Source organism: Geodermatophilus bullaregiensis (genome assembly GCF_016907675.1).
GTDB classification, from domain to species: Bacteria; Actinomycetota; Actinomycetes; order Mycobacteriales; family Geodermatophilaceae; genus Geodermatophilus; species Geodermatophilus bullaregiensis.
This window is the reverse complement of the sequence record NZ_JAFBCJ010000001.1, coordinates 1,780,699-1,806,263: the sequence shown is the minus strand read 5'-3', so window position 1 is coordinate 1,806,263 and position 25,565 is coordinate 1,780,699. Positions and strand designations below refer to the sequence as shown.

The following is a 25,565-nucleotide window of genomic DNA, read 5'->3' as shown; positions in this document are numbered from 1 at the left end:
TCCAGGCACCACGTCGGGGCCCGTCACCACGCGGTGACGGGCCCCGACGTCGTCCTGGGACTACCCCGCGTCGGCGATGGTGCAGATGACCGCGCCGCTGGTGACGGTGGCGCCGACCTCGGCCGACAGGCCGGTCACGGTGCCCGCCTTGTGCGCGGCGATCGGCTGCTCCATCTTCATCGCCTCGAGGACGACGACGAGGTCGCCGGCCTGGACCGGGGCGCCCTCCTCGACGGCGACCTTGACGATCGTGCCCTGCATCGGCGAGGTGAGGGAGTCGCCGCTCGCGCCCGACCCGCCGTGCCCCGAGCCCCGCTTGCGCGGCTTGGCGCCACCCCCGGCGGCGGCCGGCGCGCTGCCTCCGGCGGCCAGCCCGGCGGGCAGCGAGACCTCCAGCCGCCGCCCGCCCACCTCGACGACGACGGTCTGCCGGGGCACCTCCTCGTCGGCCTCGGCCGGCGCGGCCGAGTACGGCGGGACCTGGTTGTCCCACTCCGTCTCGATCCAGCGGGTGTGCACGGAGAACGGCTCGCTGGTGAACGCCTCGTCGCGGACCACCGCGCGGTGGAACGGGACCACCGTGGGCATGCCCTCGACCACCAGCTCGTCCAGCGCGCGGCGGGCCCGCTGCAGCGTCTCCTCGCGGCTGGCGCCGGTGACGATCAGCTTGGCCAGCATCGAGTCGAACGCGCCGGCCACCTCGCCGCCGGTCTCGACGCCGGCGTCCCAGCGCACGCCCGGGCCCTGCGGGATCTCCAGCCGCGTCACCGGGCCGGGCGCCGGCATGAAGCCGCGCCCGGCGTCCTCGGCGTTGATCCGGAACTCGATGCTGTGCCCGCGCGGCTCGGGGTCCTCGGTGACCTCCAGCGGCAGGCCGTCGGCGATGCGGAACTGCTGGCGCACCAGGTCGATGCCGCTGGTCTCCTCCGACACCGGGTGCTCGACCTGCAGCCGGGTGTTGACCTCGAGGAAGGAGATCGAGCCGTCGACGCCCACGAGGTACTCGACGGTGCCGGCGCCGTGGTAGCCGGCCTCCCGGCAGATGGCCTTGGCCGACTCGTGGATGCGCGCGCGCTGCTCGTCGGTGAGGAACGGCGCGGGCGCCTCCTCGACCAGCTTCTGGTTGCGCCGCTGCAGGGAGCAGTCGCGGGTGCCGACGACGACCACGTTGCCGTGGGTGTCGGCCAGGACCTGCGCCTCGACGTGCCGCGGCCGGTCGAGGAACCGCTCGACGAAGCACTCGCCGCGGCCGAAGGCCGACACGGCCTCGCGGACCGCGGAGTCGAACAGCTCGGGGATCTCCTCGACGGTGCGGGCGACCTTCAGCCCGCGCCCGCCACCGCCGAACGCCGCCTTGATGGCCACCGGGAGGCCGTGCTCCTCCGCGAAGGCGACCACCTCGTCGGCGCCGCCGACCGGGTCCTTCGTGCCGGGCACGAGGGGGGCGCCGGCGCGGGTGGCGATGTGGCGGGCGGCCACCTTGTCGCCGAGGTCGATGATCGCCTGCGGGGAGGGGCCGATCCAGGTCAGCCCGGCGTCGATGACCGCCTGGGCGAAGCCGGCGTTCTCCGAGAGGAAGCCGTAGCCGGGGTGGATCGCGTCCGCGCCGGACCGCTTCGCGGCGTCGAGGATCTTGTCGACGACCAGGTAGGAGTCGCCCGGCGTCGTCCCGCCCAGGGCGAAGGCCTCGTCGGCCACCCGCACGTGGAGTGCGTCCCGGTCGGGCTCGGCGTAGACCGCGACGCTGGTCAGCCCGGCGTCCTTGCACGCCCGCGCGACGCGGACCGCGATCTCCCCACGGTTGGCGATCAGGACCTTGTGCACCCGACGACTCCCTCGCTCGTGAACCGGTCGGACTGTAGCCAGCCGACGGCGGCGGGCTCCCGGCAGGGCGGGGACGCCGACCGGCGCCCGTCCCCGGGGGGACGGGCGCCGGCGGAGGCGTCGGGCCGGTCCGGGGACCGGGGGAGGAGGGGTCAGACGCCGGCGGTCTCCACCGGCGCGTCGGCCGCCGGTCGCGGGGGCAGCGCCCGGGCGCCGACGACGCGGCGCCACAGCCGGGCGCCGCGGTCGCGGCCGGCCCGGGCGACGACGTGCGCACCCGGGAGACGGGGCTGCGGCAGCACGGGCACGGCGGGCTCCGCGACGGCAGCCGGCTCCGGCACGGCGACCGGCTGCGCGACGGCGACCGGCCCCCCGGCCGGCGCGGGCTCCGGTGCGGGCTGCGGTGCCGGCGGCGGGCCGACGGGGATGAGCGCGGCGATGGCGTCGAGGGCCGCGTCGAGCAGCTCGGCCAGGTCGGCGGGGCGGTCGTCGTCCCGGCCGCGGGCCGGCACCCGGAGGTCCTCGAGGTCACCGGTCACCGTGCAGTCCAGGGCCGCGAGCTCGGCCACCACGGCGTCGGCCGCGGCCGAGACCCAGGCGCGCTCACCGGCCGGCAGGGTCAGCCGCGCCGAGCCGGGCCGCCCGGCGAGGGCGCCGACGGCGAGGTGGTGGGTGATCCGGGCGGCGTACAGCGGCCACTCGACGCCGTAGTCGAGCCGCTCGTTGAGCCGGCGCAGCAGCTCGCTCTCGGCCCGGCCCAGCGACTGGTTGCGCCGGCCGTCGGGCTGCGTGGCCACGGCCGGGTCGACGCCGACGACGGCGGCGAAGCGCTCCCACAGCAGGGCCGGGTCGGCGCCCTGCGGGGGCACGGTCACCACGTGCACCTGCTCGGCGGGCAGGCCGGCCGCCCAGCGGCGCAGCACCGCGGGGACGTCGTGGCGCAGCCAGAACGCCTCGGCGTGGCCCTCGGTGGTGTCGGCCGCCGGGCGCTGCTCGTCCGGCCGGTCCGAGCCGGGACGGACCATGTCGAGGAAGTCGGCGAAGGGCAGCGCGTGCCGGTTCTTCACGTCCTCCTGCCACACGGCGGGCAGCTGCCGGGCCAGGTCGCGGACGGTGACCACGACGTGCACCTCGGCGAAGTCGAGGTCGGCCAGCGCGCGGGCGGCCTCCGCGCCGCTGAGGTCGCCGAACAGCTCGTGCGAGACGACCGTCGTCCCCTGGTGGTCGCGGGCGGCGGCGACGATCCGGTCCCACGCGCCGGCGACGCCGGGGTCGACGTGGCCGTGGAAGCTGCGCTGCTGGGCGTCGAGGACCGCGTGGAAGTGCGCACCCGGGTGCTCACCGGGGTAGAGGACGCCGGCCTCGGCCAGCGCCGGGCGCGACGCCCAGAGCAGTTCCTGCAGGTAGGTGGTCCCCGACTTGGGGGTCCCGACGTGCAGCACCACTCGCTGCCGGCCGCTCTGCGGGGCGTTCGCCGCGGCGTCGTGGGCCTGCGGCTGGCGCGGGTCGGTGCAGGACACGCTGTCTCCTCGTCCGGCGGTGCTCATCGGGGCCCGCCCACCCCGGTCGGCTGGACGTCCCGGGCGGCGTCCGCGGCCGACCGCTGGTCCGCGGCGGAGGCGAGTCGCCCGGGGGCCGCCGGGCGCCGGTGGTCGGCGTGCGGGTGCAGTGGGTGGCGCGCGCCCTGGCGGCCACCGGTGCCGGCCACCCCGCGTGGCCGGGACGGTGGCACCGGCGGGACGAGCCGGGGGACGGGCGGCCGCCGGTCGCCGTGCCGCCCGGACAGGACCGCGCGCTCGGTGTGGGCGGCGGGCTCCGGTCCGCGCACCGCCTCCGGTGCCCTCGTCGCCGGTGCCCTCGTCGCGGAGGTCGTCGTCTCCCGGGGGGCGGCGGTCCGCGCGGGTGCGGGGTGGCGAGTGCTCACCCGACGCACGTAGTCGTTGATCGGCGCCTCCACCCAGTGGTGGAAGACCGTGCCCGCGGCGACGGCGAGGACCACGGCGACGACGACGACGAGGTCGGCGACCGGCAGCGCGGGTGACCGGGTCAGCACCGCGCCCAGGACGACGAAGACCGGGATGTGCACCAGGTACAGCGAGTAGGAGCTGTCGCCCAGGCTGCGCGCGGCCCGGCCCAGCCGTGAGTCCCGGCCGTCCTGCCCGAGCGGCAGGAGCGCGAGGAAGAGGAAGAAGAGCGGCACGCCCCAGAGCAGGACCCGCAGCGCGCTGGTGGACCCGTCGAGGACCGTGCGCGCCTCGGAGACGTCGTGGTAGCCGACCACCACCTGCGCCGCGAGCACGGCGGCCGCCGCGCCGCCCAGGGTCCACCACAGCGGCCGGACCCGGGTGAGCAGCCCGCGCTCCCACACCAGGTAGGCGACGATCCCGAGCGCGAACTCCAGCACGATCGGGTTGCTCACCCAGGCGAGCAGGAAGGTGCCCGGGCGCAGGACCGCCCCGAGGCCCACGAGGGCGGTCATGCCCGCGGCGAGCAGCCACAGCCGCCGGGACAGGCCGAGCAGCACCATGGCCGCGACGCCGAGGTAGAAGGTGAACTCGAACGACAGCGTCCAGCCGACGTCCAGGACGGGGAGGGTGTAGCCCCAGCGGTCCAGGACGGGGACGAACACCACCGCGTTGGCCGCTGCCCGCCAGGGGAGGGCCGGGGGTGGGCCGACGAAGGCGTGCAGGCAGATCAGCACCGCGCAGGCGATGAGGAACGGCGGCGCCACGCGCGCCCACCGCAGGACCAGGAAGCGGCCGGCGGCCGGGGCGCCCGCCGCGTTCGCCACGGACAGCGCCATGACGAAGCCGCTGATGACGAAGAACAGGTCGACGCCGATCGCGCCGAAGTTGCCCAGGTGACCGAGCCCGGCGATCCGGGACACCCCCAGGTGGGGGTGCGCCTCGGCCAGGTCGACGGCGTGCGTGACGACGACCAGCAGCGCAGCGACGCCGCGCATCATCTGGATGCTGTCGAGCCGCTGTCGGCTCGTGCTCGGCCCGGGTCGGGCGTCCCTCAACTCCACGGCCTGAACGGTAATGAAGTCGTTACGGAGAGCCACCTCGTCGACCGGCGTGTTGGTCGACCGTCTGCTGTGTGCTCTTCACCAACTCCCGGCCACGACATCGTCGAACGTGCGCCGGTCGCACCACCCGTCCCACGCGCGGGCGGACGGACGACTGCGGGGGCTCAGCGCCGCCAGAGGTCGGTGACCGCCAGGCCGCGCCGGCCGAGCTGCTCGCGCAGCGCGGCCAGGGACAGCCCGACGACCGACGCCGGGTCGCCCTCGACCCGGCGCACGAACGGGGCGCCGAGCCCGTCGAGGGTGAAGGCCCCGGCCACCGCCAGCGGCTCGCCGGTGGCGACGTAGGCGTCGACCTCGGCCGCGCTCGGGCTGGCGAAGTGCACGACGGTCGACGTGACGACGACGTCGCGTGACGCGACCGAGCCGTCGTGCACGTCGAACAGCGCCTGGCCGGTGTGCAGCACCCCGGAGCGGCCCGCCATCCGCCGCCAGCGCTCGCGAGCCTCGGCGGCGTCGGCCGGCTTGCCCATCGCCTGCCCGCGGAACTCCAGCAGCGAGTCGGCGCCGACCACGAGGGCGTCGGTCTCGCGCCGGGCGACGGCGCCGGCCTTGGCCGCGGCCAGCAGGGCGACCCGCTCGGCGACCCGCGGTGCGCGCACCACCGACTCGTCGACGTCGCTCACCACGACGTCGGGGGCCAGGCCGGCCTGGCGCAGCAGGGCCAGTCGCGCGGGCGACGCGGACGCCAGGACGAGCCGGCGGGCCACGCTCACGCGAACCGCCCGGAGGCGCGCCAGCCGCCGGGGCCGGGCTGCAGCGGACGGCGGTGCGCGTCGGCGGCGGAGGCCCAGGCGCCCACCGGCACCGGACGGCGGCGCGGCCGGTGCTGCGACAGCGCGGCCACGACGACGGTCAGCGCGGCGAGCTCCTCGGCGGTCGGCTCGCCCCTGACGACCCGCAGGAGGGGGCGCTGCCGGGTCTGCCCCGAGGGCGACGACGTCGTCACAGCGGGATGTTCCCGTGCTTCTTCGGCGGCAGCGTCTGCCGCTTGTTGGCGAGCAGGCGCAGCCCCTTGGTCACCTCGATGCGGGTCTCCGACGGCCGGATCACCTGGTCGACGTACCCGCGGTCGGCCGCGACGTAGGGCGAGAGCAGCGCGTCCTCGTACTCGGTGACGAGCTCGGCGCGGCGGGCATCGGGGTCGGCGGCGTCGGCGAGCTCGCGCCGGTAGAGGATGTTCACCGCGCCCTGCGCGCCCATGACGGCGATCTGCGCCGTCGGCCAGGCGAGGTTGAGGTCGGCGCCGAGGTGCTTGGACCCCATGACGTCGTAGGCGCCGCCGTAGGCCTTGCGGGTGATCACCGTGATCTTCGGGACGGTCGCCTCGGCGTAGGCGTAGATCAGCTTCGCGCCGCGGCGGATGATCCCCTCCCACTCCTGGGAGGTCCCGGGCAGGAACCCGGGGACGTCGACGAAGGTCAGCACCGGGATGTTGAAGGCGTCGCAGGTGCGCACGAACCGGGCCGCCTTCTCGCTGGCGTCGATGTCCAGCGTGCCGGCGAACTGGGTGGGCTGGTTGGCCACGACGCCGACGGGCCGCCCCTCGACCCGGCCGAAGCCGACGACGATGTTGGGCGCGAACAGCGGCTGCACCTCGAGGAACTCGCCGTCGTCGAGGACGTGCTCGACGACGGTGTGCATGTCGTAGGGCGTGTTGGCCGAGTCCGGCACGAAGGTGTCGAGCTCGCGGTCGTCGTCGGTGACGCCGCCCTGCGTGGTGTCGGCCGGGGCGACCTCGACGGCCGGCAGCGGGTCGAGGTTGTTGCTCGGCAGGTAGGACAGCAGCGCCTTGACGTAGTCGAGGGCGTCGGCCTCGTCCTCGGCGAGGTGGTGCGCCACACCGGACTTCGTGTTGTGCGTGCGGGCGCCGCCGAGCTCCTCGAGCGTGACGTCCTCGCCGGTCACGGTCTTCACCACGTCGGGGCCGGTGATGAACATCTGGCTGGTCTGGTCGACCATCACGACGAAGTCGGTGAGCGCGGGGGAGTAGACGTGCCCGCCGGCCGCGGCCCCCATGACCAGCGAGATCTGCGGGATGACGCCGGAGGCGTGCACGTTGCGCCGGAAGATCTCGCCGTAGAGGCCGAGGGAGACCACACCCTCCTGGATGCGCGCGCCGCCGCCCTCGTTGATGCCGATGACCGGGCAGCCGTTGCGGATCGCCAGGTCGAGGACCTTGGTGATCTTCTCGCCGTAGACCTCGCCGAGGCTGCCGCCGAAGACGGTGACGTCCTGGGAGAACACGCAGACCGGCCGGCCGTCGACGGTCCCGTAGCCGGTGACGACGCCGTCGCCGAAGGGCCGCTTGGCCTCCATGCCGAAGGTCGTGGAGCGGTGCCGGGCGAACTCGTCGAGCTCGGTGAACGAGCCCGGGTCCAGCAGCGCCTCGATGCGCTCGCGGGCGGTCATCTTGCCCGCCGCGTGCTGCTTCTCGACCGCCCGCTCGGACCCCGCGTGGGTGGCCTCCTGGACGCGGCGCTCGAAGTCCGCCAGCTTCCCGGCGGTCGTGTGGACGTCGACGTCGCCGGGGACGGTCTCGCCGGCGCTCTCCAGTTCAGCCGCACTCACGGGGCCGTAGCGTAGGGGAGTGCCCGACGCGCCCTCCGCCCGCTGGTCGGAGCTCGACCGCCCGCCGCTCGACGGTCGCGCGCTCGAGGCGGCCCTCGTCCGCGACAGCCGGCTGTGGCGCTCGCTCGAGGTGGTCGAGGAGGTCGGCTCGACCAACGCCGTCCTCGCCGAGCGGGCCGCCGGGGACCCCGACGAGGAGGGGGTCGCACCCGAGGGTGTCGTGCTGGTCGCCGAGCACCAGGCCGCCGGGCGCGGCCGGCTGGCCCGCACCTGGTCCTCCCCGCCGCGGGCGGGGCTGACCGTCTCGGTGCTGCTGCGCCCCGACGTCCCGGCCGCCCGCCGCGGCTGGCTGCCCCTGCTCACCGGGATCGCGCTGGCCGAGGCGGTGGGGGAAGTCGCCGGCGTGCGCACCTCGCTGAAGTGGCCCAACGACCTGCTCGCCGCCGACGGCGCCAAGCTCGCCGGCATCCTGGCCGAGGTCGCCGGCACCGCGGTGGTGGTGGGCGCCGGGCTCAACGTCTCCACCCGCGCCGAGGAGCTGCCGCCCACCGGCACCTCGCTGTCGCGGGTGACCGGTGCCGACGTCGACCGGGCGCCGGTCCTGCTGGCCTACCTGCGCGCGCTCGAGCGGCGCTACCTCGCCTGGACCGCCGCGCTGGGCGACCCGGTCGCCACCGGCCTGGCCGGTGACTACCTGGCCTGGTGCTCCACCGTCGGCGCGGAGGTCACCGTGACCCTGCCCGACGGCTCGACGCTGTCGGGTACCGCCACCTCCGTCGACTGGGACGGCCGCCTCCTGCTGCGCACCGCCGCCGGCACCGTCGAGCTGGCCAGCGGCGACGTCCAGCACGTCCGGACACGCCCGCGCGGAACCTGACGGCCGGCCCGCGCTCGGTCATCCTGGCGCGGTGCCCTACCCCGACAGGCTCCTCGCCGACGACGAGGAGGTCGTCCGCCACCTGCACCCGCACTGGACGACGCTGTTCTGGCCGGTCGTCCGCGCCCTCGTCGTCGTCGGTGCCGGGTCCTACCTCGCCGCGCTGGTCCCGCCGGGCCCTCAGCAGGGGTCACTGCGCCTGCTCCTGCTCGCGGTCGCCCTGGTGGCGCTCGCGGTCCTGGTCGCCGGGCCGGTGCTGCGCTGGCGCACCACCCACCACGTCCTGACGACGCACCGGCTGCTGTCGCGCGAGGGCGTCCGCTCGCGTCGCGGGCGGGACGTGGCGCTGTCGCGCATCACCGACGTCTCCTTCCGGCAGACGCTGCGGCAGCGGCTGGTCCGCTCCGGGACGCTGACCGTCGAGTCGGCCGGCGACGGCGGCCCCCTCGTGCTCGAGCGGGTCCCCGACGTCGAGGGGACGGCCGGGCTGCTGCACCACCTGGTCGAGGAGGACGAGGACCGCCGGGCGCACGCGGCCGGTGGGCCCCGTCCGGGCGACCCGTACGGCGCCGACCCCTTCGGCGACCCGGCCGACGCCGACCCGGACGGCGGCTGGACCTCCGGCTGGCACCGCACCCGCCGCCACTCCACCTCCCCCTACTGACCGGGCCGTGTCGTCGGACCGGACGGTGTGACCGATCGGTCACGGCGAGCCTGGCCGGTTCTGTCGGCACCCCGACCTACCGTCCGCCACCATGCGGCTGCTGCACACCTCCGACTGGCACATCGGGCGGTCGCTGCACGGCGCCGACCTGCTCGCCGAGCAGGAGGCGGTGCTGTCGGGCCTGGCCGGCGTCGTCACCGCGGAGGGTGTGGACGCCGTCGTCGTCGCCGGGGACGTCTACGACCGGGCGGTCCCCTCGGCCGACGCGACGGCGGTGCTCGACCGGGTGGTGGAGCACCTGCTCGACGCCGGGGCCGCCGTCGTGCTCACCCCGGGCAACCACGACTCCGCCCGCCGGCTCGGCACCTTCTCGGGCCTGCTGACCCAGGCCGGCCTGCACGTGCGCGCCGCCACCGCCCGCCTCGACGAGCCGGTGCTGCTGGCCGACGCGCACGGCGGGGTCGCCGTCTACGGGCTGCCCTACCTCGAGCCGGAGATCGCCCGCCACGAGTTGGGCCTGCCGGAGGCCCGCAGCCACGAGGCGGTGCTGCGGGCGGCGATGGACCGCGTGCGCGCCGACCTGGCCCGCCGCCCGGGCACCCGCTCGGTGGTGCTCGCGCACGCCTTCGTCGGCGGGGGCGTGGCCAGCGACAGCGAGCGCGACATCTGCGTCGGTGGGGTCGAGGTGGTGCCGGCGTCGGTGTTCGACGGCGTCGACTACGTCGCGCTGGGCCACCTGCACCGGCCGCAGACGCTCACCGACCGGCTGCGCTACAGCGGCTCGCCGCTGCCGTACTCCTTCGGCGAGGCCGGGCAGGACAAGCAGGCCTGGCTGGTCGACCTCGACGGCGCCGGGCTGGCCGGCGTCCGCGCCGTCCCCCTGCCGGTGCCCCGGCCGCTGACGGTGCTCACCGGCACGCTCGACGCGCTGCTCGACGACCCCGCGCACGCCGCCGCGGAGGAGGCGTTCGTGTCCGTCCGGCTGACCGACGACGTCCGCCCGCCCGACCCGATGCGCCGGCTGCGCGCGCGCTTCCCCCACTGCGTGCACCTGGAGTGGACCGGCGGCGCGGGCGCCGGCGACGGGCGCAGCTACCAGGAGCGGCTGCGCGGCCGCGGCGACCTCGACGTCGCCGGGGAATTCGTGTCCCACGTCCGCGGCGGGGTGGGGACCACCCCGGCCGAGCGGGACCTGCTGGCCCGGGCGCTCGGCGCGGCGGCCCGCGAGGAGCTGACCCGGTGAGGCTGCACTCCCTGAGCATCACCGCCTTCGGCCCGTTCGCCGGGACGGAGACCGTCGACGTCGACGACGTCGCCCGCGACGGGCTGTTCCTGCTGTGGGGCCCGACCGGCGCGGGCAAGACGACCCTGCTCGACGCCGTGGTGTTCGCCCTCTACGGCACCGTCCCCGGTGCCCGCGGCGAGGCGCGGCGGCTGCGCAGCGACCACGCCGACGCCGGCACCCGCACCGAGGTCTCCTGCGAGCTCACCCTCGCCGGCGAGCGGCTGCTGGTCGCGCGCCGCCCGGAGCAGACCCGCCCCAAGAAGCGCGGCGCCGGCGAGACCACCGAGCAGGCGCGCCTGCTGGTGCAGCGGTGGGCCGACGGGGGCTGGCAGCCGGTGAGCACCCGCATCGACGAGGGCTCGGAGTACCTGCGGGTGCGCCTGGGCCTGTCGGCCGAGCAGTTCTGCCAGGTGGTGCTGCTGCCGCAGGGCGACTTCGCCCGCTTCCTGCGCGCCGAGCCCGAGGACCGCGGCACGCTGCTGCGCACGCTGTTCGACGTCGACCGGTTCGCCCGCGCGGAGGAGTGGCTGGCCGGCGAGCGGCGGGCCGCGGAGGACGCGCTGCGGGCCGACCGGCACCGGGTGAGCACGCTGCTGCACCGGGTGGCCCAGATCGCCGACGTCGAGGTGCCCGAGGAGCTCGCACCCGAACTGGTCGGCGCGCACCCCGGCGCCTCGGTGGGGACGTGGGTGCGCGGTGTGCGCGCCCGGGCGGCCGAGCGGCGGACCGGTGCCGCCGCCGAGGCCGACGCCGCGGCCGCGCGGAGCGCCCGGGTCGACGCCGAGCTGGCCGCCGCGCGGGCGCTGGCCGACCGGCACGCCCGCCGGGACCGCGCCCGCGCCGACCTGGAGCGGCTGACCGCGCGCGAGCCCGAGCTCACCCCGCTGCGGGCACGGGCCGACAGGGGCCGGCGCGCCGAGGCGCTGCGCGACGTGCTCGAGGCCGCCGGGCGCACGGCGCTGGCCGCCGAGCGGGCCACGGCCGCCCGCGAGCACGCCGCGGCCGCCTGGGCGGAGGTGTCCGGCGGGCGCGACGCGTACCCGGCCGTCGCCCGGGAGCTGCGCGACGCCGCCGCGGCGGCCCGTGCCCTGCTGCCCGAGGCCGGCCGGGCCACGGAGCTGGCCGCCGAGGTCGCCCGCCTGGCCCGGGACGCCGAGCGGCTCACCGCCCGCTGCGCCGACGGTGCCCGGGCCGTGGAGGAGGAGCCGGCCCGCGTGGCCGCCGCCCAGGCCCGGCTCGACACGGCGCGGGCCGCCGCGGCACGGCTGCCCGGGGTCGTCGCGGCGGAGGAGTCCGCCCGGGCCGCGCTCGACGCCGCCACCCGCGCCACCGCCGTCGCCGGCCGGCTCGAGCGGGCCCGCGCCGACGCCGACGCCGCCCGGCTGGCCTGGCTCGGGACCCGGGAGCGGCTGGTCGAGGTGCGCACCGCCCGCCTCGAGGGCATGGCCGCCGAGCTGGCCGCCGGTCTCACCGAGGGCGCCGACTGCCCGGTGTGCGGCTCGACCGAGCACCCGCGGCCCGCCCTCCCGGCCGGCGCGGGCGTCACCGCCGACGACGAGGAACGCGCCCGCACCGCCGTCGACGCGGCCGACGAGCGGCGCGCCGCGGCCGGCCGCGTCGTCGAGGAGCACGAGCGGGAGCTCGCCGTCCTGCGCGAGCGGGCGGGGGAGCGGCCGGCCGAGGAGCTCGCCGACCTGGCCGCCCGCGCCCGCGCGGAGCGGGTGGAGGTCGCCGGGCTGGCCGGGACGCTCGAGGAGGCGCGCCGGGCGCTGACCGCCGCCGAGGACCGCCGCGACGCCGCCGTCGCCGCGCTGGCCGCCGACCGCGAGGCGCTGCAGCGGTGCACCGCCGGGCGCGCCACCCGCGCCGACACCCTGGCGGAGCTGACCGCCCGGCTCGACACCGCGCGCGGCGAGGACGCCGACCTGCGCGCCCGCACCACCCGGCTGACCGGCGAGGCCGAGCGGTGCGAGGCCGCCGTCGCCGCCGCCGACGAGGAGCGCCGGGCCCGGACCGCCGCCGACGACGCCCGCGTCGCGGCCGGGGAGCGCGCCGCGGCCGCCGGCTTCGACGACGTCCTCGACGCCGCCGGGGCGCTGCTGGCCGGTGGCGAGCTGGCTCCGCTCGACCGGCGGCTGCGCGAGCACGACGAGGCCCGCTCGGTGCTGGCCGCCACCCTGGCCGACCCCGACCTCGCCGACCTGGGCGAGCGCCCCGACGTCGCGGCGCTGCAGGCGCGCTGCGCCGAGCTCACCGCCCGCCGCGAGGAGGCGGTCACCGCCCTCGACCAGGCCCGCCGCTGCGCCGCCGCGCTCGACGCGCTGGCCGGGGACGTCGTCGCCGCTGAGGTCGAGCTCGCCGAGCGCCGCGCCCGCACCGAGCAGGTGGTGGGGCTGGCCGACCTGGTGGGCGGCCGCGGCGCCAACACGCTGCGGATGCGGCTGCAGTCCTTCGTCCTCGCCGCCCGGCTCGAGCAGGTGGCCGAGGTGGCCAGCCGGCGGCTGCAGGAGATGTCGCGCGGGCGCTACACCTTCCTGCACAGCGACGCGCTGGGCCGGCACGGCGCCCGCGGCGGGCTCGGCCTCGACGTCCTCGACGAGTACACCGGCACCCGCCGCCCCACCAAGACCCTGTCGGGCGGGGAGAGCTTCATGGCCTCGCTCGCGCTGGCCCTCGGGCTCGCCGATGTCGTCACCGCCGAGGCCGGCGGCGTGCAGATGGACACCCTCTTCGTCGACGAGGGCTTCGGCACCCTCGACGCCCAGGCGCTCGACGCGGTGATGACCGTGCTCGACGAGCTGCGCCGCGGCGGGCGGACGGTCGGCGTCATCAGCCACCTCGAGGAGCTGCGCACCCGCGTCCCCACCCGGCTGGAGGTCGTCGCCGGGCGGTCCGGCTCCCGCCTGGCCGGCTGAGCCGGCGGACTCCTCCCCCCGGAGCCCGGTGGGAGCCGCTGCTCAGCGGCCGGGCACCGCCGACCCCGCGACGCCGTACCCCCGCCCGGGCTCGCGTCCGGCCGGTCGCACCGCCGGGTCGGCGGTGGCGGGGACGGCGCTCCGGTCGGCGGACACGGCCGCGGGGTGGTCGGGGGCGACGAAGACCCACCGCCGGTAGGCCAGGAAGCGGATGACGGTCCCGAGCGCGGTCGAGGCGATGTTGGTGGCCTGCAGCACGAGCGCGCCCTCCTGGCCCAGCGGGTAGCGCACCAGCGCGACCAGGGCCAGGCCGAGCGCCAGCGTCAGGCCGTTGACCGCCACGAAGATCGAGTACTCGCGGCGCAGCCCGGTCCGCGCCCGGTGGGAGAACGACCAGTGCCGGTGCGCGAAGTAGGCCACGGTCATGGAGACGACCGTGGAGAGGAACTTCGCGGTGACCGCGCCGACGCCCAGGTGCGCGTAGAGCACCTGGAACAGGCCCAGGTCGAGGACGAAGCAGGCGCTCCCGACGACCCCGAACGCCGACAGCTCCTTGAGCAGCAGCCGCCAGGTGGTCCCGGCACGTCGGCGGACCGCCGGGAGGAATGGCACGTCCGACGACTGTACGGACCGGCGGCGGGCACCGTGTGACGGCGCGACGGCGGCCGCGGCCGAGGCGCTCGATACGGTGACCCCACCATGCCTGCCCCGACCGACCCGAGGACCGGCCTGCCCGTCGTCGCCATGGTGGGCGGCGGGCAGCTGGCCCGGATGACCCACCAGGCCGCGATCGCGCTCGGCCAGTCGCTGCGCGTGCTGGCCACCGACCCCGCCGAGTCCGCCGCCCTCGTCGCCGCCGACGTCCGCCTCGGCGACCACCGCGACCTCGACGCCCTGCGCGCCGTCGCCGAGGGCGCCACCGTCGTCACCTTCGACCACGAGCACGTGCCCACCGGGCACCTGCACGCGCTCGTCGCCGACGGCGTCCGCGTCGCCCCGGGCCCGGACGCCCTCGTGCACGCCCAGGACAAGCTCGTCCTGCGCCACGCGCTGGCCGCGGCCGGCGAGCCCCAGCCGCAGTGGGCCGAGGTGCAGACCCTGGAGGGCATCACCGACCTCGCCGACGCCGTCGGCTGGCCGGTGGTCGTCAAGACCCCGCGCGGTGGCTACGACGGCAGGGGCGTCTTCGTCGTCGACGCCGCCGAGGAGGCCGCGGACCTGCTCGCCGCGCACGGCACGCTGCTGGTCGAGCAGCGGGTGGCGCTGGTCCGCGAGCTGGCCGTGCTGGTGGCCCGCTCGCCGTTCGGCCAGGTCGCCGTCTGGCCGGTGGTGGAGACCGTGCAGCGCGACGGGATCAACACCGAGGTCCTCGCCCCGGCGCCCGGCCTCGACGAGGAGACCGCCGGCGCCGCCCAGGAGCTCGCCGTGCGGATCGCCGACCGGGTGGGCGTCGTCGGCGTGATGGCCGTCGAGCTGTTCCAGACCGCCGACGGCGTGCTGGTCAACGAGCTGGCCATGCGCCCGCACAACTCCGGGCACTGGACGATCGAGGGGGCGCGCACCAGCCAGTTCGAGCAGCACCTGCGCGCCGTCCTCGACTACCCGCTGGGGTCGACGGCGATGGCCGCGCCGGTCGTCGTCATGGCCAACGTGCTCGGCGGGGCGGCGTCGTCCGACGGCTGGGCGGGCCCCGGTCTCGACGAGCGGGTGCACCACCTGATGGCGCACTGGCCCGACGTGAAGCTGCACTGGTACGGCAAGGGCCAGCGGCCCGGCCGCAAGCTCGGCCACGTCACCGCGCTGGGCGAGGACCTCGACGAGGTGCGCGCCCGGGCGGTCGCCGCCGCCCGCTACCTCGCCGACGGCGCGGTCGACCCGGCGTTCGCCTTCCCCCCCGAGGAGCACTGAGTGGACCCGCTGGCCGGCACGGCACTCGTCGGCGTCGTCATGGGCAGCGACTCCGACTGGCCCACGATGGAGCCGGCCGCCCAGGCGCTCGGGGAGTTCGGCGTCCCGTACGAGGTGCACGTCCTGTCCGCGCACCGCACCCCGCACCGGATGCTCGACTACGCGACGACGGCGGCCGGGCGCGGCCTGCGGGTGATCGTCGCCGGCGCCGGGGGAGCGGCCCACCTGCCGGGCATGCTCGCCGCCGCCACGCCGCTGCCGGTCATCGGCGTCCCGCGCCCGCTCGACCGGCTCGACGGCCTCGACAGCCTGCTGTCGATCGTGCAGATGCCCGCGGGCGTGCCGGTGGCGACGGTGTCGATCGGCGGCGGGCGCAACGCCGGCCTGCTCGCCGTCCGCGTGCTGGCCGCCTCTGACGAGCGGCTGCGGGCCGCCGTCGAGCGGTTCCAGGCCGACCTCGCCGACTCCGTCGTCACCCGCGACGCGGCGCTGCGCGCCCGACTGGCCGGTGACGCGGGCGACACCTGCGGAACTGCTGGGACGTCCTAGCATCTACCCGTGAGTACGAGCGGGCTGTACCAACTGACCGAGGAGCACGACGCGATCCGGGCCGCCGTCCGGGACATCGCCGAGCGGGAGATCGCCCCCCACGCCGCCGAGGTCGACGCCGACTCGCGGTACCCGATCGAGGCGCACAAGGCGCTGACGGCGGCCGGCTTCCACGCCACCCACATCCCGGAGGCCTACGGGGGCGAGGGCGCCGACGCGGTGGCGACCTGCATCGTCATCGAGGAGGTCGCCCGGGTCGACGCGAGCGCCTCGCTGATCCCGGCGGTCAACAAGCTCGGCTCGATGCCGGTGGTCCTGTCGGCGTCGGAAGAGCTCAAGCAGCAGGTCCTGCCCACGATCGCGTCCGGCCAGGCGATGATCAGCTACGGCCTGTCCGAGCGGGAGGCGGGCTCGGACGCCGCCTCGATGAGGACCCGCGCCCGCCGCGACGGCGACACCTGGGTGCTCAACGGCACCAAGGCCTGGATCACCAACTCCGGCGTCTCCGAGTGGTACACGGTCATGGCCGTCACCGACCCGGACAAGCGGGCCAACGGCATCTCCGCGTTCGTCGTCCACCGCGACGACCCGGGCTTCGCCGTGGGCCCCAAGGAGCGGAAGATGGGCATCAAGGGCTCGCCCACCTGCGAGCTCTACCTCACCGACTGCACCATCCCGGCCGACCGGATCATCGGGGAGCCCGGCACCGGCTTCAAGACCGCGCTGCGGACGCTGGACTTCACGCGCCCGACCATCGGCGCGCAGGCCGTCGGCATCGCCCAGGGCGCGCTCGACGCCGCGGTCGCGTACACCCGTGAGCGCCGGCAGTTCGGCAGGGCGGTCAGCGACTTCCAGGGCGTGCAGTTCATGCTCGCCGACATGTCCATGCAGATCGAGGCCGCCCGGCACCTGGTCTACGTGGCCGCCGCCCGCGGCGAGTCCGGCCATTCCGGTGGCAAGAGCGACCCCGACCTGGGCCGGCTGTGCGCCGCGGCCAAGGCGTTCGCCTCCGACGTCGCCATGAAGGTCACCACCGACGCCGTCCAGCTCTTCGGCGGTGCCGGTTACACGCAGGACTTCCCGGTCGAGCGCATGATGCGCGACGCCAAGATCACCCAGATCTACGAGGGCACCAACCAGATCCAGCGCCTGGTGATCGCCCGGAGTCTCCTGAAGTAGGACGTCGACCGGCGTTCTCGCAGGTCATGTCGATGACAGGCCGCTGCGGGGACGCCGGTTGCCGGTGCGGAGGCGGTCACCCGCTGAGGTGCTTCCGGCACCCGACGGAACTCCGGTGCAGCGCCTGCGTGACGGCGGTGTGACACACGAACTCCTAGCTGTCCGAGGCCCCTGTTGTCGGTGGCCCACCTCCCTCCGGTTCGTGACCATCCATCAACGGCAGCGGCTCCGAGATGGCCTGGTGGTGCAGGTCGGTGAGCAGGGCCGCGAGCCGGCTCTCCTCGTAGGTGCCTTCCGCATCCGGAAGCCATGGGGCGGCGCCGGGCAGGGTGCGCATCTCGTCACTGGATCGGGCACCGTCGGCGTCGCGATCGGCGGTCACCCTCGGCCGCACCGGTGTCCAGGTCAGCCCGCTGTGCCTCGGGGCGATGGTGTTCGGCCCGTGGGGCAACGACGACCGCGCCGACTCGATCCGCATCATCCACCGGGCGCTGGACGCCGGCACCAACGTCGTCGACACCGCCGATGTGTACTCCGGCGGCGTGTCCGAGGAGATCGTCGGCGAAGCGCTCCAGGGCCGCCGCGACGACGTGGTCCTGGGCACGAAGTTCTTCGTGCCGATGGGCGAGGACCCCAACCACCGGAGCGGCTCACGCCGGTGGATCATCCGCGTCGAGAACTCGCTGCGCCGGCTGGGGACCGACCACATCGACCTGTCCCAGGTGCACCGGCCCAGCCCCGACACCGACGTCGAGGAGACCCTCGGCGCGCTCACCGATCTCGTTCGGGCGGGCAAGGTCCGCTACATCGGTCGTCCTCGTACTCCGGCTCGCAGATCGTGGAGGCCCAGTGGGCCTCCCGCGAGCGGCACCAGGAGCGGTTCGTCACCGAGCAGCCTCCGTACGGCCGCGGCACCGTCCACGGTGGGCAGGGTGCCGGCGGCCCGCAGCTCGCCGGCGTCGAGGCCGTGCACGACCCGCAGCACATCGGCGAGCTCCCGCAACAGGTGGCTTCGCGCGCTCTCCGGAAGCCCCCCGGTGACGACGGCCCAGCCGGGCACCCGACCCATCACGAGGAACTCGACCGGGCCGGCGGTGGTCTCGACCGCGTCGTAGCCGTGGAAGGCAGGGATCCGGCCGGCGAGCGGCCCGGCCAGCGCGCGCCTCGCTGCCGGACTCGTCCACCGCCATGCCGTCGGCCAGCCGCACCTCGGTCGGCAGGTGCGCCTCGGCGAGCTCCCGCACGAGCTCGGCCGGCAGCACCGGGTCCGGTGCGTCGGGCTGGCTGTACACGTCCGCGCGTCCCATGGGCTGCCCCTTCCCGTCCGGGTGCAGGGTCAGGCGATCGGCAGGCCGGCCAGGCCGGCGACCAGGCCCAGGACGGCGCAGACGCCGAGAGTGCGCAGCACCGACCACTTGACCCGGAACAGCAGCACGGCGGCCACCAGGGCGATGACCAGCGGCACCGGTCGCAACGTGGTCAGGACCGGCAGCTCCAGCGACAGCGGCCCGCCGTCGACGGCGACGGTGTCGGAGAACAGCGTGTGGACGGCGAAGTAGACGCCCAGGTTCGCGATCACCCCGACGACGGCCGCGGTGATGCCGGTCAGCGCCGCCGACAGCGACCGGTTGCCGCGCAGCCGCTCCATGTAGGGGGCGCCGAGCAGCACGAACAGGAAGCTCGGCACGAAGGTCACCCAGGTGACCAGCAGCGAGGCCAGCACCGCGGCCACCCACGGGTCCAGGTCGCCGGGGTCGCGGTAGGCGCCGAGGAAGGCGACGAACTGCACCACCATGATCAGCGGTCCCGGCGTGGTCTCCGCCAGCGCCAGCCCGCGCACCATCTCCCGCGGCGCCAGCCAGCCGTAGACCTCGACCGCCTGCTGCGCGACGTAGGCCAGCACCGCGTAGGCGCCGCCGAAGGTGACCACCGCGGCGCCGGAGAAGAACAGGCCCTGCTCGGTGAAGACGCTGCCCGCGCCGGTCAGCAGGGCGACCGCCGCGACCGGCAGCCCCCACACCAGCAGCCCGACCAGCAGCACCCGCAGCGTGCGGCGGGCAGTGGGCGCCTCGTGGTGAAGGACGTCGTCGGAGATGACCGGGGGTGGGCCGGCGTCGGGTCCCTCGGCGGCCCTCTTGCGCGGGAGCGCGGACGGCCGCCAGCGGCCCAGCGCCCAGCCCGCGATCCCGGCGAGCGCGACGACGATCGGGAAGGGCACGCCGAACAGCGCCAGCGCCACGAAGGACGCCACCGCCAGGGCGATCAGGGCCCGGCTGTCCAGCGCCTTCTTCGCCACCCGGATGACGGCCTGCACGACGATCGCCAGCACCGCGGCGGCCAACCCCGCGAACACCGCGGTGATCGCGGTCGTGTCCCCGAAGGCGACGTAGACCGCCGAGAGCGCCAGCAGTGCGACGACGCCGGGCAGCACGAACAGGCCGCCCGCGACCAGCCCGCCGCGGGTGCCGTGCAGCAGCCAGCCGACGTAGGTGGCCAGCTGTTGGGCCTCCGGGCCGGGCAGCAGCGTGCAGTAGTTGAGCGCGTGCAGGAACCGGCGCTGCCCGATCCACCGCTTCTCGTCGACCAGCGTGCGCTGCATGACCGCGATCTGGCCGGCCGGGCCGCCGAAGGTCTGCAGCGAGATGGCGAACCAGGCCCGCACCGCCGTCCGGAACGGGATGGCGGCCTGCTCCTGCGCGCTCGTCGGCGGCTCCGGTGTCGGCGCCTTGTCGAGCCCCGGCGCGGCGGGCGCGGTGTCCTGGGGGCGGGGGGTCTCGCGGGTCATCGACGTCCTCGTGTCATCGGGGGTACGGGCAGCCGCCACGTCTCCGTCCGGGAACCGGCCACGCCGGGTTCCAGCCCCGCAGCTGATGCCAGGCCGAGGCCCAGGACCACGCCGCTGACGACCTGCACGAACGCGCGCATCCGGCTCCCGGACACCTGGACGACGACCCGCGGCTCGCGGTCGAGGGAGTACATGACGGGCCTCCGGGGATCAGCCGGCTCGCGGCCGAGCAGCAGGCGACGGCGGTGGAACTCGTACAGGCCGTCGAAGACGGGGCCGGACACGGCCAGCGTGTGCTCGTCGTCGCCGGTCATCGACAGCCCGCGCAGCACCACGTCCACCCCCGGCGCCTCGGGCGCGTCGAAGCGCTCGTCGTCGAGGTCGGCCTCGTGGACGATCTCGGCGATCCGCCACAGCACCGGGTCGGTCAGCTCGTAGCGGCGCAGGATCGTCTCGAACGAGCAGTCGCCGCCGTGGTGGCCCAGGTCGACGCCGCGCACGTCGAACGGCGTGGCGTCGGGCGGGACCTCGGTGGGGTCGGCGACGAAGAGGAAGGCGGCGTCCGGGTCGAGGAAGCGGCGGATCAGCCAGGCGCACGCCGCCCGGTCGATGTGCACACCCGCACGGGTCGCCCACCTCACCGCGCCGCCTCCGGCACCGCGGCGTCGGCCGTGACCGCGGCGCTCAGCTCGCGGAGCGCCGAGGCGGCGGTCTCGCGCTCGGCCGGCGGGAAGAAGTCGCGGCGGTCGATGGCCCGCCACTCGGTGCGCAGCCGGCGCAGCGCCCGTGCGCGCTCCGTCGGGTCACCGGTGGCCGCGGCGCGGTGGCACTGCTCGGCCAGCGCGCGGTACTCCGCGGCCCGGGCGGCGGACATCGCGGTGGCCAGTTCCCGCTCCTGGGCCACCGTGGCCGGCCGAGCCACCCAGATCCCCGCGGTGCCGTTCGCGGCCACGACGTCGTCTGCGAGCCACTCCAGCGCCTCCCGGGTGCGGGCGTCGGCGGGCAGCGTCACGAGGCCGTCGGCGATCTGGGCCACGCCCAGCCGCTTGAGCCGCCGCCACAGCGTCGTCCGCGGACCGGACGGCTCCCGCGGCAGGCGGTAGGCGAGCAGCACCCACTCCGAGGGCCCGGAGGTCGACGACGTCGGCACATCGGCATGCAACCACGGTTGCGTCGCTACGTCCAGACGGCGTCCGGACTCGAGGTCACGCGCCGGGGGCCCGAGGCCCACCTCCGCGCACCCGGGGTCCGGTCGAGCCGCTGTGCGAGACCAGGTGCGACACCAGCCAGCCGACCGCCGTCAGCAGGAACCCCGCCGCCAGGACCCCGAGACCGACGACCACGACCCCCACGGCGACGAGCGTGACGAACTCGGTCACAGGGGCCTCCGGGCGAGCGACGGCACTGCGGTGGCCCGGGGAGCATGCACCTGATCGCCGCGAGGTTCCAGGACGAGCCGCGCCCCGCCGGACCCGCGCCCGGGTCGTCGTCCCAGACCGTCCAGATCCACGAGGGCACCAACCAGACCCAGCGCCTGGTGATCGTCCGCAGCCTGCTCCGGTAGGGCGCCGCGGACGAGTGTCGGCCACCCGCTGCAGCCCCTCGGGGTGAGGACCGGACGGCCGGGTGCGGCATCCTGGGCGGGTGGCCGCGCCCGTGTCCCGCCTCGCCGGGCTCCTCGTGTCCTGCCTGGCGGCCTGCCTGGCGCTGGCCGCCTGCGGTGGCACGGACAGCGCCGAGGGGCCCACGACGCCCGCGACTCCGCCGACCACCACGACCGCCGGGACGACGCCCCCGGCGGCGCCCGCCGAGGAGGTCCGCGCGGTCTTCCTCGGTGACTCCTACACGGTCGGCGTGGGGTCGGACGGCCCGACGTACGCGGCGCAGGTCGCCGACCGGCTGGGCTGGACCCAGGTCGAGGCCGCGCAGTCGGGCACCGGCTACGTCTCCGACGGCGGGGGAGGGGACAACGCCCCCTTCGGCGGGCGGGTCGACGACGTCGTCGCCGCCGATCCCGACGTCGTCGTGGTCCAGGGCAGCACCAACGACGTCGGGGTCGACCCGGCCGCGGTGGGCGCAGCCGCGGCCGCGCTGTACGCCGAGCTGGCCGCGGCGGTCCCGGACGCCGACGTCGTCGTCCTCGGCCCCCTGGCGGCGCCGGTCGTGCCGCGTGCCGCGGTCGAGGCCGTGCGCGACGCCCTGGCCGCGGCCGCCGGGCAGGCCGGTGTGCGCTTCGTCGACCCGATCGCCGACGGATGGCTGGAGCCCCCGGACGGGCTCTACGCCGACGGGCTGCACCCCGACGAGGACGGCTACGCGCGGCTGGCCGACGAGCTGGCCGAGGACCTCCGCGCGGCCGGGTGGTGACCGCCCGGGTGGTGGGCGCCCACCCGGCGGTGCACAGTCGGGTCCCACGCGATCGACCCGAGGAGGCACCGTGCGACGCACGATGACGTCACTGCTGGCAGCGGGCGCCCTGGCGGGGGCGGTCGTCCTCCCGGCGACGTCCGCCGGAGCCGCCCCGGTCGATCCGTTCCCCGAGGTCATCGCGCTGCCGGACGGCTTCAGCCCCGAGGGCATCTCCACCGGGCGGGGCACCGCCTTCTACGTCGGCTCCCGCACCGACGGCTCGATCTACCGCGGCGACCTGCGCACCGGCGACGGCGCGCTGCTGGTCGAGGGCACGCCGGGCGGCGCGGCCATCGGCACCGAGGTCGACCGCCGGGGCCGGCTGTGGGTGGCCGGCGGCGCCACCGGCACGGGCACCGTCTACGACACGCGCACCGGCGAGGTGCTCGCCTCGTACGCGCTCACCGCCCCGGGGGCGACCTTCGTCAACGACGTCGTCGTCACCCGGGACGCCGCGTACTTCACCGACTCGGTGAACCCGGTCCTGTACGTGGTGCCCCTCGGTCCCGGCGGGCGGCCGGCCGGGCCGGCGACGACGCTGCCGCTGACCGGTGACCTGCAGTACCAGGCGGGCTTCAACGCCAACGGCATCGAGGCCTCGCCGGACGGCGAGACCCTGCTCGTCGTGCAGTCCAACACCGGCCTGCTGTTCCGGGTGGCCGCAGGCACCGGGGTCACCACCCGGGTCGACCTCGGGGGCGCCTCGCTCACCAACAGCGACGGCCTGCTCCGCCAGGGCCGCACCCTCTATGTGGTGCGCAACGCGCTCCAGCAGATCGCCGTCCTCGAGCTGGCGGACGACTACGCCTCGGCGGCGCTGGTCGACACGCTGACCGACCCGGACTTCCAGACGCCCACGACGGTCGCGCCCTTCGGCTCGGCGCTGTACGCGGTGAACGCACGCTTCGACGCCCCGCAGACCCCGGAGACCGAGTACACCGTCGTCCGGGTGGGCTGACCGGGTCTCAGCCCAGGAGTGTGCCGACTGGTTGGCGGCCGTGGCCTCCGACACCGGCGGTGATGTGCGCTGAGGGCTCGTTCTGCAGACCGACATGCGCCGTAGGCGCACAGTGCTGCAGGTCACGCCTCCTGATGTGGTCAGCCGACCGGCACCAGCTCCCGCCGGCGTGCGAGCCCGGGTCAGCACCTGGCAGCCAACGCGCACACCGCTCTCAGCCCAGGAGGCGGGAGACCGCCGACAGGCGCGCGTCGCCGGCCATCGAGGCCAGCCACGCCGACCAGCCGGGCCGGGCGCGCACCGCCTCCAGGGCCTCCCGCGCGGCCGCCCGGTCGCCGCGGCGGGAGGCGGCCAGGGCGGCGTAGAGGTCGCGGGCGCCCTCCGGGGCGAACAGCGCGAGGGTCTCGTAGTCGCGCTCGTCGTAGGCGCGCTGCAGGTTGCGCAGCACCCGCAGCTGGGCGACCGGGTCGCCGGAGTCGTCGACGCGCAGGTCCACCCGCACGCCGTCGTCCTCCTCGGACGCCGGCCCGCCGCTGACCACGAGCAGCGCGGCGGACTGGCGCCCCCGCAGGTCCCCGCCGGCGTCCTGGCCCGCGGTGAGCGCGGCCAGGAGCCGGTCGGCCAGCGGCCCGCGCGCGGCCTCGTGGGCCCGCGCCATCGCCGGCAGGACCTCGGGGGAGGCGAGCATGTTGCCCTGCACGCTCCAGCCCTCGCCGACCAGGTGGCCGCTGACCGGGAACGAGCCCGGCCCGGTGTCGGCGGCCACCGCGCCGTCGGCACCGAGGACGGCGATCTGCCGGTCGACGTCCTCGGCCGCGTGCGCCGCCCGGCGCACCAGGACCGCGGGCGCCGTGCCCTCGGCCAGGCCGCCCAGCAGCACCTGCCCGAGACCGCGCGGGCTGCGGGCCTGCACCGCGACCACGCCGACCCCGGGCCGGGCGCTGGGCACCGCGCGGCCGACCGCCAGGATGCACGAGGAGACCGCGATGCCCATGTCCCCGGTGCCGGGGTCGCGGGCGACGACCGAGAACGTCACCGGGCGGGTGCTGCGCTCAGACGGTGGCCGGCAGCGCCATGGTCGGGACGTCGCCGGGCACGGCCAGCGGAGCGCCGGTGGCGGCGACGACCTCGTCGACGGAGACGCCCGGGGCGACCTCGCGCAGCACGAAGCCCTCGGCGGTGACGTCGACGACGGCGAGGTCGGTGACCACCCGGTCGACGCAGCCCTTGCCGGTCAGCGGCAGCGAGCACTCCTCGACCAGCTTCGGCGACCCGTCGCGGGCCACGTGCTCCATCATGATGACCACGCGCTTGGCGCCGTGGACGAGGTCCATCGCCCCGCCCATGCCGTTGACCATCTTCCCGGGGATCAGCCAGTTGGCCAGGTCACCGCGGGGGTTGACCTGCATCGCGCCGAGGATGGCCAGGTCCAGGTGCTTGCCGCGGATCATCCCGAAGCTCAGCGCGGAGTCGAAGAAGCTGGCGCCGGGCAGGATGGTGACCGTCTCCTTGCCGGCGTTGATCAGGTCCGGGTCCTCCTCGCCCTCGAGCGGGTAGGGGCCCACGCCGAGGATGCCGTTCTCCGAGTGCAGGACGACGTGCACGCCGTCGGGCACGAAGTTGGGCACCAGGGTCGGCATCCCGATGCCGAGGTTGACGTAGGCGCCGTCGGCGAGCTCGAGGGCCACCCGGGCGGCGAGCTGGTCGCGGGTCAGGGTCATCGGGCGGACTCCTCGGTGGCCTCTTCGCCCGCGGCGGCCAGGGGAGCGGCCGACGGACGCGGACGGGTCGTGCGCTTCTCGATCTTCTTGCCCTCGGGGCCGACGACGACCACCCGGTCGACGAACACCCCGGGCAGGTGCACGTCCTCCGGGGTGATCTCGCCGGGCTCGACCAGCCGCTCGACCTCGGCGATCGTGACCCGCCCGGCCATGCCGGCCAGCGGGTTGAAGTTGCGCGCCGACTCGTGGAAGACCAGGTTGCCGTGCCGGTCGCCGACCGCGGCGCGGACCAGGGCGAAGTCGGTGGTCAGCGCCGTCTCCAGCACGTACTCCTGGCCGTCGAAGACGCGGGTCTCCTTGGGTGCGCTGGTCTCCACCACGGCGCCCTCGGCGTCGTAGCGGACCGGGATGCCGCCGTCGGCCACCATCGTGCCCACCCCGGTGGGGGTGTAGAAGGCCGGGATGCCGCAGCCGCCGGCGCGCAGCCGCTCGGCCAGCGTGCCCTGCGGGGTCAGCTCGACCTCCAGCTCCCCGGAGAGGTAGAGCCGGGCCAGCTCCTTGTTGCCGCCGACGAAGGAGCTGATCGTGCGGCGGATCCGCCCGGCGTAGAGCAGCACGCCCAGCGCCTGGTCGTCGACGCCGCAGTTGTTGGACACCGTCGTCAGCCCGCTGGTGCCCTGCTCGAGCAGCGCGTCGATGAGCGCGACCGGCACCCCGCACAGCCCGAACCCGCCGACGGCCAGCGTGGCGCCGTCCCCGACGTCGGCCACCGCCTCCTGCGCGCTCGTGACGACCTTGTCCATCAGCTGACCACCGTCCGTCCCTGAGGCGGCGC

At 76.0% G+C, this 25,565-nt stretch carries 26 protein-coding genes; 11 read left to right on the top strand and 15 right to left on the bottom strand.

Going from position 1 to position 25,565, the window contains the following annotated elements; all coding sequences use genetic code 11:
- Window positions 1-60 precede the first annotated feature (60 nt).
- The 6 genes from JOD57_RS08405 to JOD57_RS08380 all read right to left on the bottom strand — a co-directional run bounded on the left by JOD57_RS08405 (window position 61) and on the right by JOD57_RS08380 (window position 7,480).
- Window positions 61-1,824, bottom strand: coding sequence for an acetyl/propionyl/methylcrotonyl-CoA carboxylase subunit alpha (locus tag JOD57_RS08405; RefSeq protein WP_204691492.1), 1,764 nt, complete (start codon window positions 1,822-1,824; stop codon window positions 61-63).
- A gap of 152 nt (window positions 1,825-1,976) precedes the next feature.
- Window positions 1,977-3,344 (bottom strand): hypothetical protein, encoded by a 1,368-nt coding sequence (locus JOD57_RS08400; RefSeq protein WP_204691490.1) that lies wholly within the window; start codon window positions 3,342-3,344, stop codon window positions 1,977-1,979.
- A 23-nt stretch (window positions 3,345-3,367) separates the two neighbouring features.
- Window positions 3,368-4,852 (bottom strand): acyltransferase family protein, encoded by a 1,485-nt coding sequence (locus JOD57_RS08395; protein WP_204691488.1) that lies wholly within the window; start codon window positions 4,850-4,852, stop codon window positions 3,368-3,370.
- 164 nt (window positions 4,853-5,016) lie between these two features.
- Entirely contained in the window at window positions 5,017-5,625 is a 609-nt protein-coding gene (locus tag JOD57_RS08390; RefSeq protein WP_204691486.1) for a Maf family protein, read from the bottom strand.
- Window positions 5,622-5,858 (bottom strand): acyl-CoA carboxylase subunit epsilon, encoded by a 237-nt coding sequence (locus tag JOD57_RS08385; RefSeq protein ID WP_204691484.1) that lies wholly within the window; start codon window positions 5,856-5,858, stop codon window positions 5,622-5,624. The genes JOD57_RS08390 and JOD57_RS08385 overlap by 4 nt, the downstream gene beginning before the upstream one ends.
- The gene (locus JOD57_RS08380; protein WP_204691482.1) at window positions 5,855-7,480 is read right to left on the bottom strand and encodes an acyl-CoA carboxylase subunit beta; all 1,626 of its coding nucleotides are present in this window, start codon (window positions 7,478-7,480) and stop codon (window positions 5,855-5,857) included. The genes JOD57_RS08385 and JOD57_RS08380 overlap by 4 nt, the downstream gene beginning before the upstream one ends.
- A gap of 19 nt (window positions 7,481-7,499) precedes the next feature.
- Here JOD57_RS08380 and JOD57_RS08375 point away from each other — a divergent pair, with 19 nt between their 5' ends.
- The 4 genes from JOD57_RS08375 to JOD57_RS08360 all read left to right on the top strand — a co-directional run bounded on the left by JOD57_RS08375 (window position 7,500) and on the right by JOD57_RS08360 (window position 13,221).
- On the top strand, window positions 7,500-8,357 hold the full coding sequence (locus tag JOD57_RS08375) for a biotin--[acetyl-CoA-carboxylase] ligase (protein ID WP_204691480.1): 858 nt from the start codon (window positions 7,500-7,502) through the stop codon (window positions 8,355-8,357).
- A 31-nt stretch (window positions 8,358-8,388) separates the two neighbouring features.
- Entirely contained in the window at window positions 8,389-9,021 is a 633-nt protein-coding gene (locus JOD57_RS08370; RefSeq protein WP_204691478.1) for a PH domain-containing protein, read from the top strand.
- Window positions 9,022-9,112: 91 nt separating this feature from the next.
- Window positions 9,113-10,264, top strand: coding sequence for an exonuclease SbcCD subunit D (locus JOD57_RS08365; RefSeq protein WP_204691476.1), 1,152 nt, complete (start codon window positions 9,113-9,115; stop codon window positions 10,262-10,264).
- Window positions 10,261-13,221: an AAA family ATPase gene (locus JOD57_RS08360; protein ID WP_204691474.1), complete on the top strand. Its 2,961-nt coding sequence runs from the start codon at window positions 10,261-10,263 to the stop codon at window positions 13,219-13,221. The genes JOD57_RS08365 and JOD57_RS08360 overlap by 4 nt, the downstream gene beginning before the upstream one ends.
- Window positions 13,222-13,263: 42 nt before the next feature.
- Here the strand turns inward: JOD57_RS08360 and JOD57_RS08355 are convergent, their stop codons facing one another.
- Complete coding sequence (locus JOD57_RS08355) at window positions 13,264-13,833, bottom strand: GtrA family protein (protein WP_204691472.1); 570 nt, start codon at window positions 13,831-13,833, stop codon at window positions 13,264-13,266.
- A gap of 87 nt (window positions 13,834-13,920) precedes the next feature.
- On the opposite strand from JOD57_RS08355, the gene JOD57_RS08350 reads away from it, so the two are divergent.
- The 3 genes from JOD57_RS08350 to JOD57_RS08340 are packed head-to-tail and all read left to right on the top strand — an operon-like array spanning window position 13,921 to window position 16,857.
- Window positions 13,921-15,129, top strand: a complete 1,209-nt coding sequence (locus JOD57_RS08350) for a 5-(carboxyamino)imidazole ribonucleotide synthase (protein WP_204691470.1) — start codon at window positions 13,921-13,923, stop codon at window positions 15,127-15,129.
- Window positions 15,130-15,678 (top strand): 5-(carboxyamino)imidazole ribonucleotide mutase, encoded by a 549-nt coding sequence (gene purE, locus JOD57_RS08345; RefSeq protein WP_307824561.1) that lies wholly within the window; start codon window positions 15,130-15,132, stop codon window positions 15,676-15,678.
- Window positions 15,679-15,687: 9 nt separating this feature from the next.
- On the top strand, window positions 15,688-16,857 hold the full coding sequence (locus JOD57_RS08340; protein WP_204691468.1) for an acyl-CoA dehydrogenase family protein: 1,170 nt from the start codon (window positions 15,688-15,690) through the stop codon (window positions 16,855-16,857).
- A 154-nt stretch (window positions 16,858-17,011) separates the two neighbouring features.
- Here JOD57_RS08340 and JOD57_RS08335 read toward each other — a convergent pair whose 3' ends face one another.
- Complete coding sequence (locus tag JOD57_RS08335) at window positions 17,012-17,239, bottom strand: hypothetical protein (protein ID WP_204695059.1); 228 nt, start codon at window positions 17,237-17,239, stop codon at window positions 17,012-17,014.
- A 46-nt stretch (window positions 17,240-17,285) separates the two neighbouring features.
- Here JOD57_RS08335 and JOD57_RS08330 point away from each other — a divergent pair, with 46 nt between their 5' ends.
- Entirely contained in the window at window positions 17,286-17,972 is a 687-nt protein-coding gene (locus JOD57_RS08330) for an aldo/keto reductase (protein ID WP_239568267.1), read from the top strand.
- Window positions 17,973-18,193: 221 nt separating this feature from the next.
- On the opposite strand, the gene chrA is transcribed toward JOD57_RS08330, so the two are convergent.
- The 4 genes from chrA to JOD57_RS08310 are packed head-to-tail and all read right to left on the bottom strand — an operon-like array spanning window position 18,194 to window position 21,021.
- Window positions 18,194-19,642: a chromate efflux transporter gene (gene chrA, locus JOD57_RS08325; protein WP_204691466.1), complete on the bottom strand. Its 1,449-nt coding sequence runs from the start codon at window positions 19,640-19,642 to the stop codon at window positions 18,194-18,196.
- Window positions 19,639-20,283, bottom strand: a complete 645-nt coding sequence (locus JOD57_RS08320; protein ID WP_204691464.1) for a chromate resistance protein ChrB domain-containing protein — start codon at window positions 20,281-20,283, stop codon at window positions 19,639-19,641. The genes chrA and JOD57_RS08320 overlap by 4 nt, the downstream gene beginning before the upstream one ends.
- Entirely contained in the window at window positions 20,280-20,792 is a 513-nt protein-coding gene (locus JOD57_RS08315; protein ID WP_204691462.1) for a Chromate resistance protein ChrB, read from the bottom strand. Before JOD57_RS08315 ends, JOD57_RS08320 begins: the two co-directional genes overlap by 4 nt.
- 55 nt (window positions 20,793-20,847) lie before the next feature.
- A complete protein-coding gene (locus tag JOD57_RS08310; RefSeq protein WP_204691460.1) occupies window positions 20,848-21,021 on the bottom strand; it encodes a hypothetical protein in 174 nt (57 codons plus the stop codon).
- 44 nt (window positions 21,022-21,065) lie between these two features.
- On the opposite strand from JOD57_RS08310, the gene JOD57_RS08305 reads away from it, so the two are divergent.
- From JOD57_RS08305 to JOD57_RS08295, 3 genes are all read left to right on the top strand, one after another.
- A complete protein-coding gene (locus JOD57_RS08305; RefSeq protein WP_204691458.1) occupies window positions 21,066-21,206 on the top strand; it encodes a hypothetical protein in 141 nt (46 codons plus the stop codon).
- Between the two features lie 80 nt (window positions 21,207-21,286).
- A complete protein-coding gene (locus tag JOD57_RS08300) occupies window positions 21,287-22,009 on the top strand; it encodes an SGNH/GDSL hydrolase family protein (protein ID WP_204691456.1) in 723 nt (240 codons plus the stop codon).
- A 70-nt stretch (window positions 22,010-22,079) separates the two neighbouring features.
- Complete coding sequence (locus tag JOD57_RS08295) at window positions 22,080-23,009, top strand: SMP-30/gluconolactonase/LRE family protein (protein WP_204691454.1); 930 nt, start codon at window positions 22,080-22,082, stop codon at window positions 23,007-23,009.
- A 214-nt stretch (window positions 23,010-23,223) separates the two neighbouring features.
- Here the strand turns inward: JOD57_RS08295 and JOD57_RS08290 are convergent, their stop codons facing one another.
- From JOD57_RS08290 to JOD57_RS08280, 3 genes are read right to left on the bottom strand one after another with little or no spacing between them, the layout of a single operon-like run.
- Window positions 23,224-24,045 carry a DUF1028 domain-containing protein gene (locus JOD57_RS08290; protein ID WP_204691452.1) on the bottom strand — a complete coding sequence of 274 codons (822 nt, stop codon included), beginning with the start codon at window positions 24,043-24,045 and terminating at the stop codon, window positions 23,224-23,226.
- A gap of 16 nt (window positions 24,046-24,061) precedes the next feature.
- Window positions 24,062-24,730: a CoA transferase subunit B gene (locus tag JOD57_RS08285; protein ID WP_204691450.1), complete on the bottom strand. Its 669-nt coding sequence runs from the start codon at window positions 24,728-24,730 to the stop codon at window positions 24,062-24,064.
- The gene (locus tag JOD57_RS08280; protein WP_204691449.1) at window positions 24,727-25,533 is read right to left on the bottom strand and encodes a CoA transferase subunit A; all 807 of its coding nucleotides are present in this window, start codon (window positions 25,531-25,533) and stop codon (window positions 24,727-24,729) included. Before JOD57_RS08280 ends, JOD57_RS08285 begins: the two co-directional genes overlap by 4 nt.
- Window positions 25,534-25,565 lie beyond the last annotated feature (32 nt).